This is a genomic window from Falsiroseomonas sp. E2-1-a4, from assembly GCF_051433165.1.
Taxonomy (GTDB): Bacteria; Pseudomonadota; Alphaproteobacteria; order Acetobacterales; family Acetobacteraceae; genus Falsiroseomonas.
Genome location: NZ_JBHMFS010000038.1, coordinates 1 through 22935 on the forward strand (window position 1 = coordinate 1; position 22935 = coordinate 22935).

General features: G+C 66.6%; 20 protein-coding genes and 1 pseudogene. 7 read left to right on the forward strand and 14 right to left on the reverse strand.

Annotated features, from left to right (window positions below; all coding sequences use genetic code 11):
- From ACFHNC_RS23735 to ACFHNC_RS23745, 3 genes are all read left to right on the forward strand, one after another.
- Positions 1-1219 (forward strand): MFS transporter (locus ACFHNC_RS23735; protein ID WP_437171716.1); only part of this gene is annotated, 1219 nt, incomplete at its 5' end.
- A gap of 177 nt (positions 1220-1396) precedes the next feature.
- Entirely contained in the window at positions 1397-1789 is a 393-nt protein-coding gene (locus ACFHNC_RS23740; RefSeq protein WP_437171717.1) for a thermonuclease family protein, read from the forward strand.
- 282 nt (positions 1790-2071) lie between these two features.
- Entirely contained in the window at positions 2072-2533 is a 462-nt protein-coding gene (locus tag ACFHNC_RS23745) for a DUF6525 family protein (RefSeq protein WP_437171718.1), read from the forward strand.
- Between the two features lie 720 nt (positions 2534-3253).
- Here ACFHNC_RS23745 and ACFHNC_RS23750 read toward each other — a convergent pair.
- Complete coding sequence (locus ACFHNC_RS23750) at positions 3254-3799, reverse strand: hypothetical protein (RefSeq protein WP_437171719.1); 546 nt, start codon at positions 3797-3799, stop codon at positions 3254-3256.
- A 368-nt stretch (positions 3800-4167) separates the two neighbouring features.
- Here ACFHNC_RS23750 and ACFHNC_RS23755 point away from each other — a divergent pair, with 368 nt between their 5' ends.
- Positions 4168-5406 (forward strand): hypothetical protein, encoded by a 1239-nt coding sequence (locus tag ACFHNC_RS23755; RefSeq protein WP_437171720.1) that lies wholly within the window; start codon positions 4168-4170, stop codon positions 5404-5406.
- Positions 5407-5503: 97 nt separating this feature from the next.
- Here ACFHNC_RS23755 and ACFHNC_RS23760 read toward each other — a convergent pair whose 3' ends face one another.
- Positions 5504-6568 carry a hypothetical protein gene (locus ACFHNC_RS23760; protein ID WP_437171721.1) on the reverse strand — a complete coding sequence of 355 codons (1065 nt, stop codon included), beginning with the start codon at positions 6566-6568 and terminating at the stop codon, positions 5504-5506.
- Positions 6569-6706: 138 nt separating this feature from the next.
- Complete coding sequence (locus ACFHNC_RS23765) at positions 6707-7165, reverse strand: helix-turn-helix domain-containing protein (RefSeq protein ID WP_437171722.1); 459 nt, start codon at positions 7163-7165, stop codon at positions 6707-6709.
- Positions 7166-7274: 109 nt separating this feature from the next.
- On the opposite strand from ACFHNC_RS23765, the pseudogene ACFHNC_RS23770 reads away from it, so the two are divergent.
- The 3 genes and pseudogenes from ACFHNC_RS23770 to ACFHNC_RS23780 form a co-directional block, all read left to right on the forward strand.
- Positions 7275-7457, forward strand: a pseudogene (locus tag ACFHNC_RS23770) (amino acid synthesis family protein); the annotation flags it as partial.
- Between the two features lie 41 nt (positions 7458-7498).
- Entirely contained in the window at positions 7499-7915 is a 417-nt protein-coding gene (locus ACFHNC_RS23775; protein WP_437171723.1) for an amino acid synthesis family protein, read from the forward strand.
- Positions 7916-9194: 1279 nt separating this feature from the next.
- Complete coding sequence (locus tag ACFHNC_RS23780; RefSeq protein WP_437171724.1) at positions 9195-11234, forward strand: calcium-binding protein; 2040 nt, start codon at positions 9195-9197, stop codon at positions 11232-11234.
- Between the two features lie 494 nt (positions 11235-11728).
- On the opposite strand, the gene ACFHNC_RS23785 is transcribed toward ACFHNC_RS23780, so the two are convergent.
- From ACFHNC_RS23785 to ACFHNC_RS23835, 11 genes are all read right to left on the reverse strand, one after another.
- Positions 11729-12805: an NAD(P)-dependent alcohol dehydrogenase gene (locus tag ACFHNC_RS23785; protein ID WP_437171725.1), complete on the reverse strand. Its 1077-nt coding sequence runs from the start codon at positions 12803-12805 to the stop codon at positions 11729-11731.
- Between the two features lie 55 nt (positions 12806-12860).
- Entirely contained in the window at positions 12861-13106 is a 246-nt protein-coding gene (locus ACFHNC_RS23790) for a DUF2933 domain-containing protein (RefSeq protein ID WP_437171726.1), read from the reverse strand.
- A 55-nt stretch (positions 13107-13161) separates the two neighbouring features.
- Positions 13162-13872, reverse strand: a complete 711-nt coding sequence (locus ACFHNC_RS23795) for a Spy/CpxP family protein refolding chaperone (protein ID WP_437171727.1) — start codon at positions 13870-13872, stop codon at positions 13162-13164.
- 141 nt (positions 13873-14013) lie between these two features.
- A complete protein-coding gene (locus ACFHNC_RS23800) occupies positions 14014-15432 on the reverse strand; it encodes a multicopper oxidase family protein (protein WP_437171728.1) in 1419 nt (472 codons plus the stop codon).
- Positions 15433-15504: 72 nt separating this feature from the next.
- A complete protein-coding gene (locus ACFHNC_RS23805; RefSeq protein ID WP_437171729.1) occupies positions 15505-16413 on the reverse strand; it encodes a ribose-phosphate pyrophosphokinase in 909 nt (302 codons plus the stop codon).
- On the reverse strand, positions 16410-17921 hold the full coding sequence (locus ACFHNC_RS23810) for a thymidine phosphorylase family protein (protein WP_437171730.1): 1512 nt from the start codon (positions 17919-17921) through the stop codon (positions 16410-16412). The genes ACFHNC_RS23805 and ACFHNC_RS23810 overlap by 4 nt, the downstream gene beginning before the upstream one ends.
- On the reverse strand, positions 17918-19315 hold the full coding sequence (locus ACFHNC_RS23815; RefSeq protein WP_437171731.1) for an MBL fold metallo-hydrolase RNA specificity domain-containing protein: 1398 nt from the start codon (positions 19313-19315) through the stop codon (positions 17918-17920). Before ACFHNC_RS23815 ends, ACFHNC_RS23810 begins: the two co-directional genes overlap by 4 nt.
- Before the next feature lie 16 nt (positions 19316-19331).
- Complete coding sequence (locus ACFHNC_RS23820; protein ID WP_437171732.1) at positions 19332-19802, reverse strand: hypothetical protein; 471 nt, start codon at positions 19800-19802, stop codon at positions 19332-19334.
- Between the two features lie 142 nt (positions 19803-19944).
- Positions 19945-20499, reverse strand: coding sequence for a methyltransferase family protein (locus tag ACFHNC_RS23825; protein ID WP_437171733.1), 555 nt, complete (start codon positions 20497-20499; stop codon positions 19945-19947).
- Positions 20456-20707 carry a DUF2933 domain-containing protein gene (locus ACFHNC_RS23830; RefSeq protein WP_437171734.1) on the reverse strand — a complete coding sequence of 84 codons (252 nt, stop codon included), beginning with the start codon at positions 20705-20707 and terminating at the stop codon, positions 20456-20458. Before ACFHNC_RS23830 ends, ACFHNC_RS23825 begins: the two co-directional genes overlap by 44 nt.
- Before the next feature lie 21 nt (positions 20708-20728).
- Positions 20729-22714, reverse strand: coding sequence for a heavy metal translocating P-type ATPase (locus tag ACFHNC_RS23835; RefSeq protein WP_437171735.1), 1986 nt, complete (start codon positions 22712-22714; stop codon positions 20729-20731).
- Positions 22715-22935 lie beyond the last annotated feature (221 nt).

Sequence of the window (22935 nt, forward strand, 5' to 3'; positions counted from 1 at the left end):
AACGCGTAGCATCGAGTCACGCCACTCCTGGATCATCGCCGCCGCCGCGCTGACCATGCTCTCGTTTGCCGCGGGCGCGCCGCTGACTGTAGTCGTCGGCCTCGTGCCGATCTCCGAGACGCTGGGCGGCGGGCGTTCGCTTCCCTCACTGGCCACCTCGCTGGCCTATCTCGGCACCGGCATCGGCGGCGTTGTCTGCGGGCTGCTGGCCGGACGGTTCGGGCAGCGTGCCGTCGCCATGCTCGGCGGGCTTTCGATTCTGGGGGGACTGGTCATCGCCTCGCTCGCGGAGCCATGGTCACTGCTGGTCGGCATCGGCCTCGGGGTCGGGCTGTTCGGCAATGGCGCGCTGTTCCCGCCGATGCTGGCTTACGTCTCCCTCTGGTTCGACCGCCGGCGCGGGACGGCGCTGGCCCTGGTTTCCTCGGGACAGTACGTCGCGGGCTTCGTCTGGCCCTTCGCCTTTGAGCGCAGCATCGCGGCGTTCGGCTGGCAGTGGACCATGCTGGGCTACGGTGTTGCGGCATCCGCCGTCATCGTCACGCTGGCGGCGCTGGTGTTGCGGCCTCCGCCGGTGCCCCTGAGCGGGCCAGGGGCTATTCGGTCTCTGCCCGGGGCGCAGGTGCTGGGTATGCCGCCGAACCGGGCGCTGGCGCTGCTGGCGCTTGGCAGCTTCCTCTGCTGCGTGCCCATGGCCATGCCGGCGGCGCATCTCGTGGCCTTCTGCGGCGACCTTGGCATCCGCACCTCGGTGGGCGCCGCGATGCTGTCGGTGCTGCTGCTCTCTGCCTTCCTGGCGCGGCAGTTCTGGGGTTGGCTCTCCGACCGCATCGGCGGGTTGTGGACCGTGTTCATCGGCGGGCTGGCGCAGACGGTGGGGATGTTGGGCTTCCTGGCGACACAGGACGAGGCAGGGCTGTTCTTCGCGGCCGCCGCCTATGGCCTTGGCTTCGGCGGCATCGTGCCGGCCTATGTGCTCGCGGTGCGGGAGTTGTTCCCGGCCGTTGAAGCCACGTGGCGCGTGCCGGCGCTGCTGATGTGCAGCCTGGCCGGCATGGCGTTCGGCGCCTGGCTTGCGGGGGCGATCTATGACGGTGTCGGCTTCTACGCTGCGGCCTGGTGGGTCGGGATCGCGTTCGGCCTGGCGCAGGTGGCGCTGATTGGCGCCCTGCTGATGCGGCAGCGTGGCGGGCTACAGGTGGCGCGGGCAGCGGTCTGAGACCATGGCGCCGGCCCTGCCGCAGCCACGGCACGTCGGTTCCGGGCTCATACTGATCAGCGCCACGCTGCGAGCACGGCACCGGCCGCTTCCCTTCAGCTACAAGCCATGACGAAACCTGACCGGAGCCCGCGAGGCTGTGCGGCTAAGTTCTCTGGGATGACTGGCTGGATGTGAATGATTCCGATGCTGCGACAGCTTCTCCTGGCCCTTGCCCTCACGTCATCGCTGCCCGCTGCATCCCAGGCGCAATGGCGCGAACCACCGCGCACGATGGAGGCGGCGCCGCAGCGCTTCACCGGTTGTCGGGCGGTGGACGGTGATACCCTCGCATGCCGGCAGGGCCGTGTGCGCCTTCGTGGCGTGGACACGCCGGAGCGGGGCGAAAGCGGCTATCGGGCTGCGCAACGTGAACTGGACCGTCGTACGAGAGGCGGCACGGTCACCGTGGTGCCGCACCATCGGGACCGCTATGGCCGAGTGGTTGGCGACGTCCATTCGCGCGGCGGCAACGTTGGACGTTCTATGGACGCGGATGGCTACTCGAAGCGGCGCGGTGCCCGTCGCTGACCGCCGCCTCGGTTGAAGCCCGTCCCGCTCGCGTTGCTGCTGATGGCTTGCGAGGCGGCGGGCGGGCGCTGGCGTAATCGGCGCAACCCAGTTGCCCCCGAGGGCATTTTGCGCCGCCTACGCCCGTCTCAGGCCCGTTGCGGGGGGATATCAGCGCCAGGTGTTGACTCGGCGCCGCGCGCGGGGCGCATCGCCGCGGGTTCAGCTCTCAGCGTCGACGCCGAGCACCAGGCATCTGCCATACCGGTTTCCCCGATCCCCGGCCTTCGGTAGAAGCCGGCGATGGACAACAGCACCGCCACCAAGCCGTTCAGCAAGCTGGAGGGTGACCCCTACCAGGCGTATGACGAGCTGCCGCTGGAGGTGCGTCGCGCGCTTCAGGAAGCCCTGGTGGACTGGTGCTCACTGCGGGCTCGTGAATGGCATCTTCGCCTGCTGCGCGAGCAGCGGTTGCGGCCTACCCAAGCGGCGTCGTTCCTCGTTCAGACAATCCGCCGGCACGATCACGCCGAAGTTGCCGCCTTCGCCAAGACATGGCCGAAAGGCCCCAGGGCCTACCCGCACCTCGCCGCCGAGGCGACGCTCCAGCGTTATGTCGGGAGGGAGGGGATGCCCGCCGCCGAACCCATCTTCATCACCCCGTTGGAGGAACGGCCCAGGGTCGCGGTCAAGCCGTCGAAGGCTCGGGTTAAGCGGTCCAAGGCGCCGGGGAAGAGGAAAGCCGGCCGTCGCGCCCGGCGCTGAACACGGGCCGGCAGCTGCCCGGTCTCCCCCGCCGCTGTGCTGTTGCATCCGGTGTGCGGCGGCTGCGGCGGCACCTGCCGGTGATGTCGCTTGCAAGGGCCGCCGGCGGGCGCTGACCGGGTCGTGGCGTCACCCCCAGCGCCGCCGGCTTCTCGTGCCACCCTGGCCCGCTACAGGGCCGTCAGCGCGGGATATCGGCGTCAGGTAGTTGGCACCCCTGGCTTGGCCCCCGCGTCGGGCTATCGGCATCGGCCTGGCGGCAGCCGGATGGGAAGGGGCGCAACCCGGGCGCCGGCATCCAGCCTCAGCCGGCACACGCCGCGCAGGTCATCAGCCCGCGCCGGTCTCGGCCAGGCAGAACCGCTCGAAGCTCGCCGTCATCTCCTCCAGCGCCGTGCCCATCCCAGGGGACACCACGCCGCTCCCAGCCGTGCTATTCCTCTTCATGGCGTTGCTTGCCTCTCGTGGATTCGACACCCCGAGCCTATCGGCTCAGGGCGGGCAACGCCGCTCCCGCTTCCTCAAACATCGGCCGGGACATCCCCGATCATCGACCTGTCCACACGTCACGACCCTGAAGGCCTGATCGCTCGGTCCCGCCGGGAGGATTGGCGCGAGCCCTTTGCCACCCTCCTGGGCCGCCATAGCGGCAAGACCTGATCTGCCGCCGGCATCGCGCCTGCGCATCGGCACAACCCGCTTGCCGGACCTTCCTGGCGATCAGCGGCTTGCGGGCACCGAGCCGCGAGCGCGGAATGACACGAGTTTCGGCGCCAGCTCCGGTCGCTGGTCGGTGTTCGGCGCCGGCTCCCGCAGAAGAACCTCCGGGAGGTAGACGACCAAGCTATTCTGGCCATCGACACCCGACGCCTTTCGAAGTTGAAGCGCGATCCACCGCCGCGCGTCACTGCCCGCGCCGGCATCCAGCTGGCCGCATCGTGGATGGCAGCTTTTCCAGAAGACCTGCGCCGCCTGGCTTGTCAAGAAATCCACGTAGCGCTGCGGCGCATAGAACGACACGTGCATATGCGGGTTGGGGACCGGGTTTTGGACCAAGCCAACTGCCGTTGGCCGGTCGCCCGCCGGCATGCTCGACCACCGGCGACCGTCCACCTCCCGCTGCATGAAGGTCATGAACAGATCGAAGGCAGATTGCAGGCTGTAGAAATGCAGCCCCGGCTTCATGTTGAAGTTGACAGCGAGATCGGGGTTGCGCTCCGAGATCATGCCGTGGAGTGCTTCGAAGTGGGCATGGTGGTCATACATGTTGATGCTCCGATGGTGGTGGCCATCGGCATTAGCTTCACCCGCCTCGTGCGGCGCACAGATGTTCAGGCGGCGCGGATGCCGTCGCGCGGCGGCTGCTGGGACCCGCGTCGCTGAATCCTGCAATACGCAGTCCGGAAGCTTCGACTTGCGCCTCTGCGCCCGGGCAGGGCATCGTCGCAGGACCCTGCCGCACGAGGATCAACGCACTGTCTGCGCAGCATGACCTTGAAGGCCTGATCGCCTGGTCCCGCCGGGAGGATTGGCGTAAACCCTTCAGCACTCTTCTGGATCGCCATATCGGCAAAGCGTGCGCTGCCGCCGGCATCGCACCTGCCGGTATCGGTGACGCGCTCGGCGACTATGCCATGTCCACCATCTTCGGCGCCGTGTTCGAGGACCTGCTGGGCCTCGACCTGCCTGACGGCCGCAACCTGGCTGACGAGTATCTCCGTCGCCGTGGCTGGAAGGAAAGCGTCGCCACCCGCAACTACATCGCCGCGCTCCGCCGAACACCGATGAGCCTGTTCGAGGTGAGCGGCATCGTGCCGGGCGAGAGCATGATGCTGCGCGACCTGGTGCGTGGCGGTGATCCGGTGCGCGTTATGGAGAAGTCCGGTTCGCGCGGGGCCCGACAATGGGACCGGCTGGCCACGCGGCTGATCCAGCTCGGCGACCGGTCCGTCATCAGCGGCGCGCTGATGGTCTTCGACATGGACACCAGTGACGCACTTCTGAAGGCGATCCGGCGCACCCTGGCGAAGGCGCCGCGCGAGGCTGCGAAGCTGGCCCGAGAGCTCGGTGTCGCGGTGGATGAGGCGGCTCCTGATGATGTTGCCGACCTTGACTTGGTGCTGGCCGGCGCCGGCTTCCTGTTCACCAGCTTCTGGCTGGATGCCGCGCTGAAGGCGGCCCTTCGCCTATCACGCCCGGAGGTGGTCAACAGTGCCGGCGAGCCCCTTGAGTTTGTCACGGTGCATTTCCCGCTGGCCGGCGGTGTCCGCCTTGATGCCGTGCGCGCGGCTCTGTCGGCAGTTCCGGCGCTGCGGCAGGAGAACGCCGGCTTCTGGAACTGGGTGGAGGAGGGCAAGTCCGGGCGGTCACGCCGCAAGCCGGACGCGCAGCAGTTCATCACCGCCATGGATGACGGGGCGGTGGTGCTGGGCAACCTGGAGCTCAAGGCGCGGCGCCTGTCCCTGACTGCGAATTCCGAGGCGCGAGCCGAACGCGGACGGAAGCTGCTGGCGGAGGCGCTGGGCGACCTGGTGAGGCCGCCGCTGGTGGAGCGGGCGAATCTCGACCAGATGCTCGCCGAGGGCCGGGGTCAGCCTCGACAGCCGTCTGGTCTGCCGGCGGAGGTCGAGCGCGAGGTGATCACCAAGACGCTGGACGACCACTACCGCCGCGTTCTCGACGAGCCCATCCCGGCGCTCGGCAACCGCTCTCCGCGTGCCGCTGTTAAGACCGCGAAGGGCCGTGACAAGGTGGTGGCCTGGTTGAAGCTGCTGGAGAATGGCGGGGCGCGGCAGGACGCCAGTGATCCGATGGGAGCCTACGACTTCGGCTGGCTGTGGCGTGAGTTGGGCGTGGATGAGCTGCGGCACTGACAGGGAAGGCCGGATACCCTGAAGACGATCCGGAGCGCTGCCCGGGGTCCTTCGTTTCAACGGTTATCGATAGTGGCGGCATAAGAGACACAAAACATCACCCTGCCACGACGGACAAATCGATGATTTTCAATGCTGAGAGTAGAACGCCTCGCGCGGCCAAGGAGCGGACAGCGTCAGTTCGGCCAGCAACAATCGTGGAATCAGGAAAAATTTCCACCTTGATGGATGTTGGAGTGCTATTCGCCGCCAATTCGAGAGACACTGTGGTCTTGCCGCGAACAACATAGGAAATCGATCTCGCCTCGCCGGTGACGGCATTGGAAAGGCGAATAATCCCATCTGCCTTGCTGCCTTTATATGACGAAAGTTCCAGCTCCAACGTACCTCCCTTCGGTAAAGCCGATACGCTGAACAATAGGCGAGCGTGGCGCCCGTCGGTCCAGGTGCCGTCCTGCTCCGGAAGTGACCAGCCGAAATTCAACATGGAGCGAGCTGTATCGGTCTGAGCCGCACGAGAAAACTGATAAATTGTCGAGGGATGAAGCGATGGCCACTCGCTGACGGCGGGCGGGCTCGGAATATCGTGAATTAGTTCTATGTCATCTAGAACGGCCTCGCGGGTCTTAATAAAGTTTTGGTCGATGTAATTGAATCCTTGGGCGTCGTATCCAAAGGAGCGAAGCTTGCGGAAGATATATTCATGGTCGTACATCATTCGTGCTGCGTCCAATATCGGAAGTCTGGAGTATCGTTCCTCTAAATAGTTAATGGAGTGAACATATCGCCAGCCCTGTTTCTTTATCCTGGACACCACGTCTGGCACAGATCGCTTCACATAGAAGGCAGTGAATTTGTCGGGATTTTCCTTGACATATCGAAGGGCGTGAAACGGTTGAACGACGTCCTTCAGAATGAAGCCCGGCTCTCGGGAAAACCGGTCTAGTATTTCTGCGAAGGCGGGATAGTTCGCGTCAGTGTTGTCGTAAAAATGGATATTCTTTATGGAATCGGGGCATAGCTCCGGCCACATTTGTGAATTTAATGCCTCGCCTGCTCGTGCCTGTGTGCGATCCAGGGTGAGCGCGGATGCGGCTATTCGGTAGGCTTCGCTTGTAAAGCTGCGTGGAAAGCCAAGCAGCAGCAGAGATTTCTTAGACATCGGCATGTCCTGAATTTAGTCGCGATCTGTGTTACCAAAACTTCGGAAATTTAGCGGTGCTTCGCTCCCCCCAACCCTGCTCAGTCCGTATGTCGCGTTATTTGGACTATTTCGGAAGGCTCGCAGTCTTCCGTTGCTTCATTGTGCGCCTTCTGCTTTAGATGAAACTTTATCATTTATAAAAGAATCGGGCTGGGCCGTCATTTCGAGGGCTTTCTTTCTCGCGACAGAGGCTTCCGCAAGCAACTTACATACGGCGGCGAGGACAGCCCGGTCTTGATCATCTGGCGTTGCCTCGAATTGCCTAAGCAGGTTGAGGTGGCGCCTACTTGTCGGATCTCCGGCGGGCTCATGGTGGCGATCCACGTAGAAGTCATCGATGGAGCAACCAAAGAAAACTGAAAGCTGACGCAGGCGAGCGGCATTTATCCGGTTCTTGCCGACTTCAATTTTCTGGAGCTGCTGATAGGCGATCCCAAGTAGGTTCGCCGCATCTTTAAGGGATAGTCCTAGCGACACGCGGCGACGCCGGATATTATCCGCGACCACCATATCCATTTCACTGGCTCGGCGCCGGTCGACTGTCGGTTCGTCCATGGCCGTCTATATCCCAGCGTCGCGCGGCGTCCACATCAATCACAGATAGAATATCGGCGTCAACATGTGCCATTCTTGATGATGGAGGGTCGATGCTAACGTTCGCAAGTTGCAGACCATCCGCGAGGAGGTGCGCTCCGAAGCCGGGACGGAGGCCGAGCGGCCGGTGATCCACGCCGTCGGCTTGGTCTTGATCCAGAACCCGATTGCCGGCCGCTTCGCCGAAGACCTGACGCCGCTGTGGAACATCGGCGCCACGTTGGCCGATAGGCTGACGCCCCGACTTGGTGCGGATGCTGGCCGGCCCCGCGGTGACCTACGGCAAAGGGGGCGGTGGTCGGCGTGGCCGGGGAGATGGAGCATGGCGGCGCCTGTATCCATCCGCGCCTCGGCAGGCCGATGCGCGCCGCCCTCGGGGGCGGGGCAGCGGTCCATCCCGTCCTACGTAAAGGTCGCGCCGCCGGCACCCCGCTGTACCTGCCGCTGGGGCACAAGGACGATCCCTGGTCCTTCGCGCATTTCGACACCATCACGGTCTTCCTCGCCGACGCACTTCGACACCGGTCACGGTCTTCCTCGCCGACGCGCCGCGGCCAGACGGGATTCCCGTCGCGATGGCCGCGGCCGACGGCTGCGACACCGCTGCGGCACGGGGCCGGCTCGGTAGTGGCATCCAGGCTCAATGCCGCGCCGTGCTGGCGACGGTTCAGAGCCTTCGTGCGGCTACTTCTTGTCGGGCTTCTGGGTTAGTGCGGAGGCCGCCGCTGTTTTGGCGGCGGGAGAAGATTTTGGGTCCCGCAGCACCTTGGATGCCGCGCTCGCGGCCTTAGCCGAGGTCACCTCGCTCTTGCCGCCTTTTTTAGCAGCCATGTCACGCTCCATACAACATATGGTGGGTGCATTCCCATCTGATGCGCAAAATGCCTGTACCCCGTTCGAACTTCAAGGAATGTGATGGTCATTCTGGAAATGCTTCGATGGCAAACTCACTCCACCCCTTCGAGCAACACCCACCCCTGCACCTGGCTAAACGCGGCCAGCCCCGGTTGACCGGGCAAGCCAGCCCCGCCGCAAGGACAGGCGCCACCCGCCTTGGCCTCGCCAGGTTCCGACAGTGCTGGCTCGAGTTTTGGTGGCAGCGTGTCTTTCACCCTCTGCGTCTTCAACCAAACGCCGGTACACATCTCACCAACCCAGCCGGAAGTTAACCGTCGTGTCAGGGAACGTTCCGCTATAAGATGATGCGGGGGCCTTCCTTGGAGAGGACGCGGATGGTTAAGGATCAAGGAAGGCGGGTAGTGGCCGGCCAGCCGTCGCCGGCAGAGATAGCGGAGTTAATTGGGCTGTGGGCGTTGCTGTCCAACAACCGGCGACAAGCAGTGGTAGCGTTCGCACGCATGATCGCCCGGGAGCCGGAGCCGCCGCCTGGCCAGCAACTGCAACGGGCGGCGTAGAAACTGCCCGGCTACCCGCCCAGGCGCTTCGCGCAGCAGGCCCTGAAACCGGCCAATCTCCTGCTGGCTAGGCCTCCACCCAAGGAATGGCAGCCTTCGCTGGACGACTGGCAGGCGCGCGCCTTCTGGGCCGAAGCGTTTGCCCTGCGTCAACTCCCCCGCCAGCCTGTTCCGCCGCTTTGGGTCGGCCCAGGCCGGGCCTGCTGGCACGTTGCTCGACGTGATCAGCCTCGCCACAGCGGCCTCCAGCCCGTGCTGCGCTCTTGACATAGTTGTTTCGGGCCAGACGGAATTGCCGGCGCAACGTCTTACCTCGGCTTGATCGCGATGCGTCAACCGGTACAAATGCCGGCCGCGGCAACCAGCCCTTCCCAGTCTACCGTCTCCGCGGCGAGGGATTACCGCACAGCTTCAATGTTCCCATCCGGCGCCGGCGGAACAAGAACGACCAGTTCCACCATTGCCACCAGTTGGGCCTGCGGGTGGCGGCGCCGAGCGGGGCCGAGACGCAATTTTCTGTAGCGACATTGGCAGTGTCGAAGAACATAGAGTTATTGAGGGGCGTCCGAATTAACATGATTATCTCCCAGAACACAGTTTGGGCAGCCGGCGCGTTCCAGGATCTTGATGGTGAGGCTGTCGAGATCGCGCCAGGTGTCACGTTGCGGATTGAGGCCGGGGCTACGGTAAACGGTGGCAGTTTTCACGTCTTTGGAAAACTCGACATTCACGGCACGCCGACCATTAAGGTCATCCTTAACGACGTCAGCATTGGCACCCGAGGCTATGCCGGATGGGTGGGTGTCGATCATGCCCACATGACTGGTGGGGCTTTCTTCCCCGCAACTGGGGGCGCGAATGCTGCAACCTTCTCTCTAACCAACAGCATCATGGAGGGCGTGAATGCCGCTGCTAGCGGCTTGACATCGGTGTATGTCTGGTATCCAGAGGCGCCCGTCCTGATAGACGGTAACAGCTTTAGCGGCTCTGGCGGGTTTAGTATCGGCAACACCGCCGGCCGGGCTGTGACAATCAGGAATAACAGCTTCGATAACTGGGAAGGAACTTTCGCCGTCAAGAACTGGGCGGCGTATGGGGGATCGGTGACGGTCGTCGAGGGCAACGCGTTCCTCGATGTGGGCCGCGTCGCGCTCGAACTGCCAATGGGCTACACGAACACGGGGATCGTTGCCGAGAACAACTATTTCGGTACGCTGGATCCCAGCGTCATCGCGTCGATGATCCTCGACCGTACCGACAGCTTGGACCGCGCCACGTACATCGACCACCAGCCCTTCCTCGCCTACGCCCCTGTCGGGACGCATCTGGCGGATCGCCTAGCGGGCACGGACGAAGGCGATACACTCAGGGGTCTCGACGGCAACGATACTCTCGACGGCGGTGGTGGTGTCGACCTTATGATTGGCGGGCCTGGAAATGACGTTTACCGGTTTGATAATCTAAATGATATTGCTGTAGAGAACGATGACGAGGGAGTTGACCGGATCGAGAGCACGCGCGATCTGGTGCTCGGTGCCGAAATCGAGGACCTGCTGCTGCTTGGTACCCAAGGACTCCGCGGTTTCGGCAATCAAATGAGCAACGCCATGCGGGGTGGCTCGGGTGCAGACACCCTTGTTGGATTGGCCGGGGACGACATCCTAGACGGTGGAATTGGCGCGGACAGCTTGGTGGGTGGCATTGGCAACGATGTTTATGTCATCGACGGTGCGGACATCGTCGTCGAGGTCAGTAATGGCGGGATTGATCTGGTCAATGCCGGATTTAGCGCCAACCTCGCTGCCAATGTCGAGAACCTGGCCCTGACGGGAAGCGGAAATTTCGACGGTGCCGGAAATGCGCTGAACAATCTTATCATTGGCAATACAGGCAGTAACCGACTGTCGGGCGGTGCTGGTGACGACACGCTGCGTGGGGGTGGTGGGGTCGACATCCTGAGTGGTGGCGTTGGCAACGATTGGATGGAAGGTGGTCTCGGTAATGATCGTTATGTCGTCGACAGCTTTGGCGATGTGGTGGTAGAACTGGCAAACCAGGGCATTGATCTGATCATCACCGGCCTGTCCTGGACGCTGGGTACGCAGATTGAAAAGTTAAATTTCACCGGAAGTGCGAACCTCGTCGGCATGGGCAACGAGCTGATCAATCGTATCGCCGGCAACAGCGGCGATAACCTTCTGATGGGCCTCGACAACAATGACAACCTGTTGGGCGGCGCGGGGGACGATACGCTAATCGGTGGCGCCGGGCGTGATCTGCTCACCGGTAACGCCGGACGTGATTATTTCCAATATGACGACGCCACCAGCCTACCGGATCGCATAGTTGATTTCACCCCTGGGGTGGACTTCATCGCTATCTCCGCGGCGGGCTTTGGTGGTGGGTTGGTGGCCGGTAACCTGGATCCATCGCGCTTCGTCGCCCATGCCTCGCCGCTGCCGACCTCCGGAGTGGGCGTCGGGCAGTTCATCTACCAGACAAACCAGGCAGCACTGCTTTGGGACGAAGATGGTGCGGGCGGTGCCGGGGCAGTGCGCCTGGCCGTGCTGACGGGGGCGCCAGCGCTGAGCGCAAGCGATTTCATCCTGCTTTGAGTAAGGGGCCAGGAGGTCGGCGGCCCGGGTAGCGCCTGTCGCCGGCCCGCGCCGAGCACAACCTCCATTCAGGCAGAAGCGGCCGGCTGGGATCATCGTCGAAACTCGAGCGCACCCTCGCGCCAAGGCATTCGAGGGGGCGTGCCCGCGGCAGACGGGAGTACAACCCGAGCTGGCAGCCACGTTCGCCGAAGTTCGCCCAAAGCCGCCCACAGCCACTGAAAAACGGCACCCTATCCGGCCCCCAGGAACAAATGTTCCAGGTAGGCGGCCCCGTCGGGTAGGCTTTAAATTCTTGAATTGGCTGGGAAAAATTGGAGCAGCGGTGGGAACCGGAATCCAACCTTCTCTGGGCAAGCGCAAGTCAGGCAGCGACATCTCTTGAGGCATTACGCCCTGTTCGGCGCTTCGGGTACGCAGACCGAACTAGCCCGAACGCCTCAAGTTAGAGTGCTCCCTCTGCGCCGCCCGCGACAGACTGCGAGCTCATTGAATTACGGCGTGATCGCCACTTTCATCACGCCATCGCGCTGCTGGCTGAACAGGTCGTAGGCCTCGACGATGTCGTCGAGCCGGAAGCGGTGGGTGACCAAGGGCTTCAGGTCTACCCGACCGCCCGCGATGACCTCCATTAGGCGGCGCATCCGCTCCTTGCCGCCCGGGCAGAGGGTGGTGACGATCCGGTGGTCGCCGAGCCCTGCGGCGAAGGCGTCGAGCGGGATGCGCAGGTCGGTCGAGTAGACGCCAAGGGAGGACAACGTGCCGCCGGGCCGCAACACGCGCAGGCTTGCCTCGAAGGTGGATTGCAGACCGAGCGCCTCGATCGAGACATCGACCCCGCGGCCGCCCGTGAGTTCGCGGATTGCCTGGACCGGGTCCTCCTTCGAGAAGTCCACCACGTGATCGGCGCCCAGCCGCTTCGCCATTTCCAACCGCTCCGGCACTCTGTCGACCGCGATAATGGTCGTAGCGCCCATCAGCTTCGCCCCGGCCGTTGCACAGAGGCCGATCGGACCCTGGGCAAAGACCGCGACGCTGTCACCGATCCGGACATGCCCACTCTCCGCGCCGCCGAAGCCCGTGGACATGATGTCCGGGCACATCAGCACCTGTTCGTCGGTAAGTCCGTCCGGCACTGCGGCCAGGTTGGCCATGGCGTCCGGCACCAGCACGTATTCCGCCTGGCAGCCATCGATGGTGTTGCCGAAGCGCCAGCCGCCCATGGGCTTCCAACCATGCGCGGTGCCGGCGCCGTCCTGGCTGCAGAAGCCGCAGAGGCAGGCGTTGGAGGTGCCCGAAGGCGTGATGGCGCCGGCGATGGCGCGCTGGCCTTCCCGGTAGCCCCTCACCGCGGAACCCAGGCGTTCGATCACGCCCACGGGTTCATGGCCGATGGTGAGACCCGCCGCGACGGGGTACTCGCCCTTGAGGATATGGACGTCGGTGCCGCAAATCGTCGTGGTGGTCACGCGCAGTAGCGCATCCAGCGGCCCGACCTCGGGGATCGGCTTTTCCCGCAGCTCGATGCGGCCGTTCTCCACAAAAACAGTCGCCTTCATTGTCCGGGCCATTCTGAATCTCCCTACGTCAGGCCAGTTCAGGTCGACAGGCGACCTCGCTGTTAGGTCAGCGCTGGGTGCCCGATCCGCCGTCGTCGTGCTGGCCTTTGTGAGTGCCGTGGCTGTGTCCGCCATGACCGCGGTGCATGAAAAGATGCATCAGCGGGCAGGCGAGTATGATCAGGTAGGGCAGAAGCCCAAAAGCGTGCGCGTAGTGTTCGCGCAGAATGTAGAATGCGAGGACCAGCGCAAAGCCGATCACTGTGATGCCGGTCGGTGTGCGCCACCAGGACCGAGGTGCGTCGTGGTTCATGCTGTTACCTCGTGTGCACGGTGGCGCGCGACGCCTCGCCGCGCGCCGGTTTGGCTCAGAGCCCGCGCCTCCGCATGTCCCGCAGGTGTTCGGCCATCAGTTCGTCGGCGAGCCGCTTCTGCTCGTCGCTGAGCGTTCCGTAGAGAGCGGAGGTGGCGGGGGCGATCGCCTGCGTGGCGTCAAGCTGCGCCCGCAGCAGCGTTGCGCGGCGCTCCAATTGGGCCGGTGCCGGCGTCGGCTGACCGGCGGACTGCATCGCCTGCATATAGGCCTGCCGCAGCGTCTGCGACTGGGTGCGGACCGCATCGGCAAAGGCGTTCCACTGCGGCATCTGGGCGTCCGTCACGCGGAGCTCGGTACGGAAGTAGGCTAGCTGTCCCTCGATGCGGTCGAAGGCGCGCATGGCGGCGGGAGACATACCGCCCTGACGCATCGCCATCATGCGCTGCATCATCTGCATCATCTGACCCATGTCGCCGCCCATCATGCCCGGCTGCCCACCCTGGCCCGGCATCATCCCCATCCCGGGCTGGCCGGCCTGGCCGGGCGCCATGCCCATGCCGGGGGTCGCGGGCCTGCCCGGCTGAGGGGGCACGACGGGCGCCGGGGCGGGCGGCGTCGCCTGGGCCTGCACCTCGCTCCCAGGCGGGTGGTGCGCGGAGTGGTCCTGGTCGTCCTGCGCTGGCGCCTGGGCATACGCAGTGCCGAGCGCGAGCGCCATTCCGAGTGCACCTGGCACGAGGACCGAGCGGATACGTGCAACCATTTTACCTTCCTCCGTTGTTATCACCGGCGTCACGCGCAGACCTGCGCAGGCGCAACGCCCAGGCCAGCCAACCGCGAGCTGTTACGCGCGAGATTTCAGGCCAACCACGCGTCGGATCCCGGCGGGTCATCCGCCAAGACATCACGCTTCCACCACGAGTTCGGTCATCATGCCGGTCGCGAGGTGGGGCATGTGATGGCAGTGGAACATCCAGCGCCCAGGCTGGCCGGCATCCAGCGCCAGGACCAGCCGCTCGTTCGCCGGAACCTGTACCGTGTCGCGCACCGCGCCGGCGATCCGGCGCCCGCACGCCTCAACGACCTGGAAGCGATGACCGTGCAAGTGCATCGGGTGCGCCATGCCGCTGCGGTTGATCAGCGCGATCTCGATCCGCTCCCCGGACCGCGCCTGCAGCGGCCGGTGGCGCCCCCAGGCGCGGCCGTCCATCGTCCAGGCATAGGGCTTCATGGTGCCGGTCAAGGCCACATCGAAGCGGCGCTGGACCGGCCGGCTGGCGAGCGGCTCGGTCGTCCGGAGCGCAGCCTCCTGGGCACTTGCATAGGGGGCCGCGTTCGCCTCACCGAGGAGTGGGATCCGGCGGATCTCGGCGCCTGCCGTGGCAAGCACGATGCCGGTCCGCTCGCGTGCGCCCTCCCGCAGGGCCAGCACGGGGAAGGCTCCGCCGCCGGAGGGAATCTCGACCACCAGGTCAGTCCGTTGGCCCATCGCCAGGGCGAAGCCCGCCGCCGCCGCGGGCACCACGGCTTGGCCGTCCACCGCGACGAGCCGTGCCGCGAGGCTGCCGGTGTCGATGCGGAAAACCGTGGCCGAGGCGCCGTTGATGATCCGCAGCAGGACCCGCCCACCGCGCTCCACCCGGACCACCTGCGGGTCGTGCAGGGTGCGGTCGTTCGCGAGGTACGCGTCGAAGTCGATGTCGTTCAGGTCCAACGCCGCGGCCTGCGGCGCCCCGGTCGCGGGCGCGCCATGGCCTGCGTGACCAGCATGGGGGTCCGCCGGTGCCGCATTCAGCCGGACCAAGTGCTCGGCAAGCGAGGTGAAGGAGAAGTCGTGCAGGAGAATGATGACCTCCTGGCGATCGGCGCGCAGATTCTCTGCGCTGCGGACGATGAGGGGCGCGGCGAGCAGCCGCATCTCCTGGTCGGGAATATGCGCGTGCATCCAATGCGTGCCGGGATGGGCGGCGAAGTCGAAGCGGCGCGTGTCGCCGGGCCGCAGCATGGGTGCTGGCATGTCGCCCACCCCGTCCTGCTCGATCGGTGGGGTCTGCCCGTGCCAGTGGATGATGGTTGGCTCATCGAGCTCGTTCGCGAGCACGGCACGGAAGGGCACGCCCGGCTCGAGGGTCATGCCGGCTACGCCGTCCGGCCGCAGCAGACCAAGGACGTGCGCCGGACGACCGTCGATGTCCAGCACGCGGGTCGTGGCTCGAATGATGGGCGCATCGGTCTCTGCCACGGCCAGCCGGCTGCCAGTTCCGACGCCCGCAAGCATCGCGCCACCCAGCATCAGGACAGATCGGCGGTGCATCGAAATCATCTTGTGGTCCTCGACCAGTCTCGGTGATGTTGGGTCCGTGTCACGTCGTCCGCGTTCCTCGATTGCGACAAATCAATGCTGCCACCGCTTCTGCGACAGGAGGTCGGCAACGGTTGTCCCGAGCAGGGCCGTCACGTCGATCCCGTTGCTCACGTGAGGGATGGTGTTCGTCGTGACCACGCGGGCTGCGCCGGCGGCGAGGAGCGCGTCGTGGGCCCTCTCCGCGAAGACGCCGTGGACGGCGATGCAGACCGGGGCCGCGGCCCCTGCTGCGCGGAGATGGCCGACGGTCTCGATCATTGTTCGCGCCGTCGAGACGATATCGTCCACAAGGATCGGCGTCCGTCCACTGAGTGCCGCGGCATCCGGGCGGGTCACTTCCACGTCGCGGTCGCCGTGCCGCACCTTCCGCAGGACGAGATGCGGCGCGCCCGCGCCCCGCGCCACCTCTGCGGCCCACTGCTCGCTTTCCTCGTCCGGCCCGATGATGATCGGGTTCGGCACCTCCCGCGCTATCCAGGCGGAGAGCAGCGGCGCGGCATGAGTTGCCACGGCGGGGATCCGGTAGCGCTCCGAGAGGTTCGCAATCCTGTGGAGGTGCGGGTCCACCGTCACGAGCCAGTCGAGTGGGCGCGACAGGAGGGCGGCAAAGCTCGCCGACGTCAGCGCCTCGCCATCCCGGAAGCGGCGGTCCTGGCGCATGTAGGCGAGGTAGGGCGCAACGAGCCCGACCTCGGCGGCGCCCAGGTCGCGCGCGGCGTCCGCCGCGAGGACCAGCGGCAGGACCTTCGGGTCCGGCCGGTCGAGCGTGCACAGGAGAATCACCCGCCGTCCGGCGACAGGCGAGGCGTAGCGGAGATAGGTCTCCCCGTCCGGGAAGCGTCGCGTCTCGATCTCGCCCCGCTCGGCCCCGACTGCCGCAGCGAGCCCGGCGCGGAGCGGGTCCGACGGATCCAGCGCGAAGAGCAGCGGCGACGTCACAGGGAAGCCTCCCGTGCCACGATGTCCGGGTTCGCCTGCACATAGGCGAGCGCGTAGTCGAGCTCGCCTGGGTTCTCCGCATGGACAGTGAAGAGCGGCTCGCCAGCGGCCACGGCCTGGCCCGGCCGAGCGTGCAGCTCGACGCCGGCGGCTTTGTCGGCGGGCGCCCCGGCAAGCTTGGCCACGCGCGCGAGGCGGCGATTGTCCACGCTGGCGACGCGGCTGGCGGCAGTGGCCATCACGGGGCGGCGGAAGCCGGCGCGCGGCGGGCGACGCAGGCCGCCCTGGGCCTCGCAGATCGCCTGAAACTTACGCCAGGCAGCGCCCTCGGCGAGGCTGCGCTCCGCCAGCGCAGCCCCGCCCCCGGCCGGCGCTGCGCCCGCGAGTTCGAGCAGCGCCGCCGCGAGCGCCAGCGAGCGTTGCCTCAGGTCGGCCGGCGCGTCGGGCGCCCCCTGCAGCACGGCAAGCACGTCATGCGCCTCGAGCGCCGGTCCGATGCCGCGCCCCACGGGCTGGGTGCCGTCCGTCACCACGATCCGCGTCGCCAGGCCGAAGGCGGCCGCTACCTCGCCCAATGTGCGGCCGAGTGTGGCGGCCGCCTCGGCGGACCGCACCTTTGCCGTCGGCCCCACGGGCAGGTCGAGCACGACGTGCGTCGAGCCGGCCGCAATCTTCTTCGACAGGACGGAGGCGATCAGCTGGCCTTCGCTGTCAAGGTCGAGCGCGCGTTCGACGCGGATGAGGGTGTCATCGGCGGGGCTGAGCCTCACGGCGCCGCCCCAGACAATGCAGCCTCCCTCCCGTTCGACAACGCGGCGCATCGCGGCGAGGTCGAGATCCACTCGGGTCAGCGTTTCCATCGTGTCCGCCGTCCCGGCCGGCGATGTGATGGCGCGCGAGGAGGTCTTCGGCACGGTCAGCCCGCAGGCGGCGGCGATCGCGACCACGATAGGCGTGGTGCGGTTGCCAGGCAGGCCGCCGACGCTGTGCTTGTCGGCTACTGTCGCTGCGGCCCAGCGAAGTTGATCCCCCGCCTCCACCATGGCGCGGGTCAGGGCGACGATCTCGCGCGTGTCGAGGGGCTGGGCAGTGCAGGCCGTGAGAAAGGCGGAGAGCGCGATGTCGTCGTAGCGGCCGGCGACGACGTCGCCGACGATCCCGGCCATCGCCAGGTCCTCGATCCGGCGTCCGTACATCTTCCCGCGGACGGCTCCGAAGGAGCGGAGTGGGGGCGGATGGCTGACCTCCACCGCTTCCCCCGGCGAGACGGCCAGGCGGCCCCAGGCGGATTCCGACAGACCGATCTCGTCCGGCGCGACCAGGCCGTTCGTCACATGGTGCAGGGTGGCGAGGATCACCTTGCCACGAGCATTGCCCAGCGCGATCCTGGCGTGGCCGGCGAACCCCTCCGACCGGCAGAGTGGGCAGTCGGCGCTCATGTAGGCGACCGTCTCATGTTGCGTGTCGATGCCGGTGCGCCTGACCTTCAGCGTGCTGGCCGCGGTCATCCGAGCGTCACCTGCGCGCCGTGCTCGGCCACCCCGCAGGTCCAGCCCAGTTCCTCCTGGATCCGCAGTCGCAGCGCGTCGGAGGCTTCCGGCTCGCCATGCACGATCCAGGTGGCCTTTGGCGGGCGCTCGAAGCCACGCAGCCAGCGGAGCAGCTCCTCTGCATCCGCATGCGCCGAGAGCATGGGCAGGTTGGCGACCTCGGCGCGGACAGGGATGTGGCTGCCATGGATCTTCACCTCGGCGGCGCCCGCCACCATCGCCGCGCCTCGCGTGCCGCCGGCTTGGAAGCCGCTGAAGAGGATCGTGTTGCGCCGGTCTGGCGCGAAGACCTTCAGGTGGTGCAGCACGCGGCCGCCCGTCGCCATGCCGCTGGCCGAGATGATGACCTTCGGCATCGGCATGGCATCGAGGGATTTCGATTCCTCCACGTCGCGTACGTAGCGCACGGCCTGGCAGGCGGCGTGGAACTCGCCCGCGGCGAGGCGAGTGAGGGCGGGGTAGTCGCAGAAAATCTCCGTCGCGTCGCGTGCCATGGGGCTGTCCACGAAGATCGGGATGTTGGGGATGCGCCCGGACTGCTTTAGCCGATGCAGGTGCCAGATCAGCGCCTGCGCCCGGCCCACCGCGAAGGAGGGCACGAGCACGGTGCCGCCGCGCGCGGAGGTGCGGCGGACGACGTCGGCGATCGCGTCCTCGGGCGAGCGATCCTCGTGGCGGCGGTTCCCGTAGGTGGACTCGACCAGCAGATGATCGGCTGCGGGCACGGTATCGGGATCGGGCATGGTAGGGCTGTCGAAGCGGCCGAGGTCGCCCGAGAAGACGGTGCGCAGCCCAGCGTGACGGAGCTCGACACTCGCGGCGCCCAGGATGTGTCCGGCCAGGCGGAAGCGCACCGTCACGCCGGGCAGGATCTCGTGGTCGTGCCCGAAATCGAGGGGGCGGAACTGCCGCAGTGAGCGCTCCGCATCCTCCTGTGTGTAAAGCGGCAGCGCCGGATGGTGCTTCGAAAAGCCGTGCCGGTTGGCGTAATCCGCATCCTTCTCCTGTAGATGGCCGCTGTCCGGCAGGATCAGCCCGGAGATGTCGAGGGTGGGCTGCGTGCACCAGACCGGACCACGGAAGCCGTTTTTGACCAGCAGCGGTAGGTAGCCCGTGTGGTCGAGATGGGCGTGCGTCAGCACCACGCCGTCGATGCTGGCGGGTTCGACCGGGAAAGGCGCCCAATTCCGCAGCCGCAACTGCTTGAAGCCCTGGAACAGGCCGCAATCCACAAGCAGCCGCGCGCCGGGTAGCTCGACGAGGTATTTCGACCCGGTGACCGTGCCGGCGCCGCCGAGAAAGGTCAGGCTTGCCGGACCAGTCGTCGCCCCGCCGTGTCGCTTCGTGGCCATCCGCTGTTCCCTTCTGTCACCCGCCACTGCCCAGCCGACGCGCGACGAGCAGCGCGACGGGCGGCAGCAGCACCCATTGCAGCACCGGCGTCAGACCGGTCCCGAGCGGCGGGAGGCGCGGCATCGCCGCCGTGTACGCCCATGCCCGCTTGATCTCTACGTTCAGCCATTCGAGGTAGACGGTGATGCCAACGCCGATCGCCAGTGCGAGAAGCAGTACCGCCCCGAAGCGCGCCTTAGGCCAGTCCGGCGTGCCCGCCAGCAGCAGTGCGGTGCCGAGCGAGCCCATGCCGATGAGCGCATCGCCGCCCGTGCAGTGGATCACCGCGAAGGCGATCTCACCGGCGGTACCGTCGCGCCAGATCGTGTAGAGGGGCAACTGCGCGACCTCCCAGGCCAGCATCATCGGCACGAGCGCGGCGAGATAGACCCGCAGCGTCGGCAGCCACGCCGGGTCGGCCCGGCCGGGTTGCAGCCGAGCGCTCATCCAGCCCTGGCCGCCCCGCCGGCAGATGCTCCGCCGCCTAGGCGGGGCAGCCATCCGGGGACGCGGCGCATGTAGTCGGCGTAGGCCTCGCCGAAGCAGGCGAGCGCCTCGTGCTCCTCGCGCCGCGCGAGCCGAACATACATCAGGACCAGCACCGGATACATCGCGAGCGTGACGAGCGTCGGCCCTGCAACAGGAAGCCGGTTAGGATCAGAATGAAGCCCACGTACTGCGGGTGCCGCAGCCGGGCGTAGATCCCCGTCGTCGCGAGTTGCCCATTTTGGACGGCACGCCAGAGCACCGGCCAAGCGACAGCCACGAGCCAGAACCCGCCGAGGATGAGAAGGGTGCTGGCCATGTGGAAGGGCCCGAAATGCGGGTCGATGCCGAGGCCAAGCAGCATCTCAGGCAGGTGGCCGGCATCATGGCTGAACCAGGCGACGTCTGGCCAGCGGGACTGCAACCAGCCGGCCAGAAGGTAGATGGTCAGCGGGAAGCCGTACATCTCCGCGAAGAGCGCAACGATGAAGGCCGAGAAGGCGCCGAAGCTTCGCCAGTCGCGGCCGGTCAGCGGGCGCGCGAAGCTGAAGGCGAAGGCAATGAACAGGGCCGCGTTGGCCGCCGCGAAAAGCCAGAGCCCGTAGCCGTTGCTCTCAAGCACCGCCCGCACCTCCCTTGCCGCCACCGTGCCCGCCATGGCCGCCGTGCATGAAGAGATGCATCAGTGGGCAGAGCAGCAGGAGCAGCCACGGCAACACGCCGAGCACGTGCAGCCAGTGTTCGAACAGCAGGTAGAGCGCCGCCACGGCCGCGAGCACCGTGAAGGCGATGCCAGCCCGGCTGCGCCAGAAGCGCTCGCCGTCATCGGGTTCGTTCGGCGCGGTATGGTGAGCGTGTCCTGACATGCCTCGGTGCTCCCTGAAGTGCTAAGTGCGCGCGACCTCGCGACGCAGTGCCGCGAGCTGCCTGGTGCCCTGCCGACCGAGCAGGCGTGCATTCACCGCGACCACCACTGTGGAGAGCGACATCAGCGCTGCGCCGACCGCAGGCGACAGCAGGACACCCCAGGGCATGGCCGCGCCAGCTGCGAGTGGAATGGCGATCACGTTGTAGCCGGTTGCCCAGGCGAGGTTCTGCGCCATGCGGTTGTAGGTGGCGCGCGCGAGCGCCAGGATCGCGACGACGTCGCGCGGGTCGTTCCTGACGAGCACGATGTCGGCGGCTTCGGCCGCGACGTCCGTACCCGCGCCGATCGCGATGCCGAGGTCCGACTGCGCCAGCGCCGGCGCGTCGTTGACGCCGTCGCCGACCATCGCGACCGACAGGCCGGTGGCCTGGATCGCCTGGACCGCCTCGGACTTCTGGTGCGGCAGGACCTCGGCCCGGACCTCGTCGAGCCCGAGCTCGCGGCCGACCTGCTCGGCCACCGGGCGAGCATCGCCGGTCAGCATAAGGCAGCGCAGCCCAAGCGCCTGGAGCTGCCGGATTGCCTCGCGGCTCTCCGGTCGGATGACATCGGCCAGCGCGACGGCGCCGGCCAGGGTCCCACCCAGCAACACAAAGACCACCGTCCGGCCGGAAGCCTGCTCGGCCGTGACGCGTGCGTCGTTTACCTCGATCCCCCGGCGGCGCAGCGTGCCGGGGCTGACCACCTCCACCTCCCAGCCCTCAACGGTGGCCCGCGCCCCCTCGCCGGGCAGGTTGCGGAAGTCGGCCGCGGGCGGCGGCGCGATGCCTCGCTCGGCCGCGCCGCGGAGAACGCCCCTGGCGATTGGATGCTCGGACTGGGCCTCAAGCCCGGCCGCCAGGCGCAGCACCTCCGCCTCGCTGAGCCCGGAGCCCAGCGGGACGACGGAGGCGACCGAAAAGGCCCCTTCGGTCAGGGTGCCGGTCTTGTCGAAGACCACGGCTTGGAGGCCGCGCGCGCGCTCGAAGGCCGCACGGTCACGCACCAGTAGGCCGTTGCGCGCCGTAAGCTCCGTGCTCACCGCGACGACGAGCGGCACGGCGAGGCCGAGCGCATGCGGACAGGAGATGACCATCACGGTCACCATCCGCTCCAGCGCGAAAGCGAGCGTGGCGCCGAGGACGAGCCAGACGACGAAGGTGCCACCACCGACGATGATCGCGACCCAGGTAAGCACTCCCGCCGCCCGGTTCGCCAAGTCCTGCGTGCGCGAGCGGCTGGCCTGGGCGCGCTCGACGAGGGTAATGACCTGCGAGAGGTAGGTCTCGCCGCCGGTGCGGTCGATGGTGACGGTGAGCGCGCCCTCGCCGTTTACCGATCCCCCAACGACGCGAACGCCCGGCAACTTCTCGACAGGCTTGGATTCGCCTGTCAGCATGGATTCGTCCACGGAGGAGCGGCCCTCCGTCACGGTGCCGTCCACCGGGACCTTGGTGCCGGGCCGAACGAGCACGACATCACCGGCGCGGAGCTCCGACAATGGCACTTCCTCCGTCGCCCCGCCGGGGCCGAGGCGCGTCGCCGTGGACGGCATCAGGCGCACCAGCGCCTGCAGCGCGCCCGAGGCGCCGAGCACGGATTTCGCCTCGATCCAGTGGCCGAGCAGCATGATCAGGATGAGGGTCGCCGTCTCCCAGAAGAACACCTCGCCCTGAAGACCGAGCAGGACGGCGAGCGAGTAGATATAGGCGGAGACGATGGCGAGGCTGACGAGCGTCATCATGGCCGGCTTGCCGCGCCGCAGCTCGCCGAGCAGGCCTGCGAGGAACGGCCAGCCGCCGTAGAAGAAGACGACGCTCGCGAGCAGTGCCTCGACGAGCCGCGCACCGGGGAAGTCGATCAGGCCCGGCAGCCCGACCAGCATCTGGACGTGCTGGGAGAGCAGCACGACGCCGATTGTCAGGGGAAGGCAGATCCAGAATCGGCGCTTGAAGTCCTCGACCATCGCACCGTGGTCGTGGCCCTCTTGCCCATGCGACGCGCCCGGTGCCGCGGAGGTGGCGTGGCCGTGGTGCCCGCCCCCGCCTGCCGAACCCTGTGCAGCATGGGCATGCGAGTGATGGTGATGGCCCTGGTGCGCCTGAGCGTTGTTTCGAGTCATGCGGTCCGTCTCCATGGGAACGTATGATCGATGGCCGCTGCCAGGCATTGATGCAGATCAAGAGC

Bases quoted from the DNA above. Each gene is read 5' to 3' on its own strand.
- ACFHNC_RS23740 (WP_437171717.1), top strand. From the start codon at position 1,397: ATGATTCCGATGCTGCGACAGCTTCTCCTGGCCCTTGCCCTCACGTCA.
- ACFHNC_RS23780 (WP_437171724.1), top strand. From the start codon at position 9,195: ATGATTATCTCCCAGAACACAGTTTGGGCAGCCGGCGCGTTCCAGGAT.
- ACFHNC_RS23785 (WP_437171725.1), bottom strand. From the start codon at position 12,805: ATGGCCCGGACAATGAAGGCGACTGTTTTTGTGGAGAACGGCCGCATC.
- ACFHNC_RS23820 (WP_437171732.1), bottom strand. From the start codon at position 19,802: ATGAGCGCTCGGCTGCAACCCGGCCGGGCCGACCCGGCGTGGCTGCCG.
- ACFHNC_RS23800 (WP_437171728.1), bottom strand. From the start codon at position 15,432: ATGATTTCGATGCACCGCCGATCTGTCCTGATGCTGGGTGGCGCGATG.
- ACFHNC_RS23750 (WP_437171719.1), bottom strand. From the start codon at position 3,799: ATGTATGACCACCATGCCCACTTCGAAGCACTCCACGGCATGATCTCG.
- ACFHNC_RS23755 (WP_437171720.1), top strand. From the start codon at position 4,168: ATGTCCACCATCTTCGGCGCCGTGTTCGAGGACCTGCTGGGCCTCGAC.
- ACFHNC_RS23830 (WP_437171734.1), bottom strand. From the start codon at position 20,707: ATGTCAGGACACGCTCACCATACCGCGCCGAACGAACCCGATGACGGC.
- ACFHNC_RS23815 (WP_437171731.1), bottom strand. From the start codon at position 19,315: ATGGCCACGAAGCGACACGGCGGGGCGACGACTGGTCCGGCAAGCCTG.
- ACFHNC_RS23825 (WP_437171733.1), bottom strand. From the start codon at position 20,499: ATGGCGGGCACGGTGGCGGCAAGGGAGGTGCGGGCGGTGCTTGAGAGC.
- ACFHNC_RS23790 (WP_437171726.1), bottom strand. From the start codon at position 13,106: ATGAACCACGACGCACCTCGGTCCTGGTGGCGCACACCGACCGGCATC.
- ACFHNC_RS23765 (WP_437171722.1), bottom strand. From the start codon at position 7,165: ATGGACGAACCGACAGTCGACCGGCGCCGAGCCAGTGAAATGGATATG.
- ACFHNC_RS23745 (WP_437171718.1), top strand. From the start codon at position 2,072: ATGGACAACAGCACCGCCACCAAGCCGTTCAGCAAGCTGGAGGGTGAC.
- ACFHNC_RS23835 (WP_437171735.1), bottom strand. From the start codon at position 22,714: ATGGTCGAGGACTTCAAGCGCCGATTCTGGATCTGCCTTCCCCTGACA.
- ACFHNC_RS23760 (WP_437171721.1), bottom strand. From the start codon at position 6,568: ATGTCTAAGAAATCTCTGCTGCTGCTTGGCTTTCCACGCAGCTTTACA.
- ACFHNC_RS23810 (WP_437171730.1), bottom strand. From the start codon at position 17,921: ATGACCGCGGCCAGCACGCTGAAGGTCAGGCGCACCGGCATCGACACG.
- ACFHNC_RS23795 (WP_437171727.1), bottom strand. From the start codon at position 13,872: ATGGTTGCACGTATCCGCTCGGTCCTCGTGCCAGGTGCACTCGGAATG.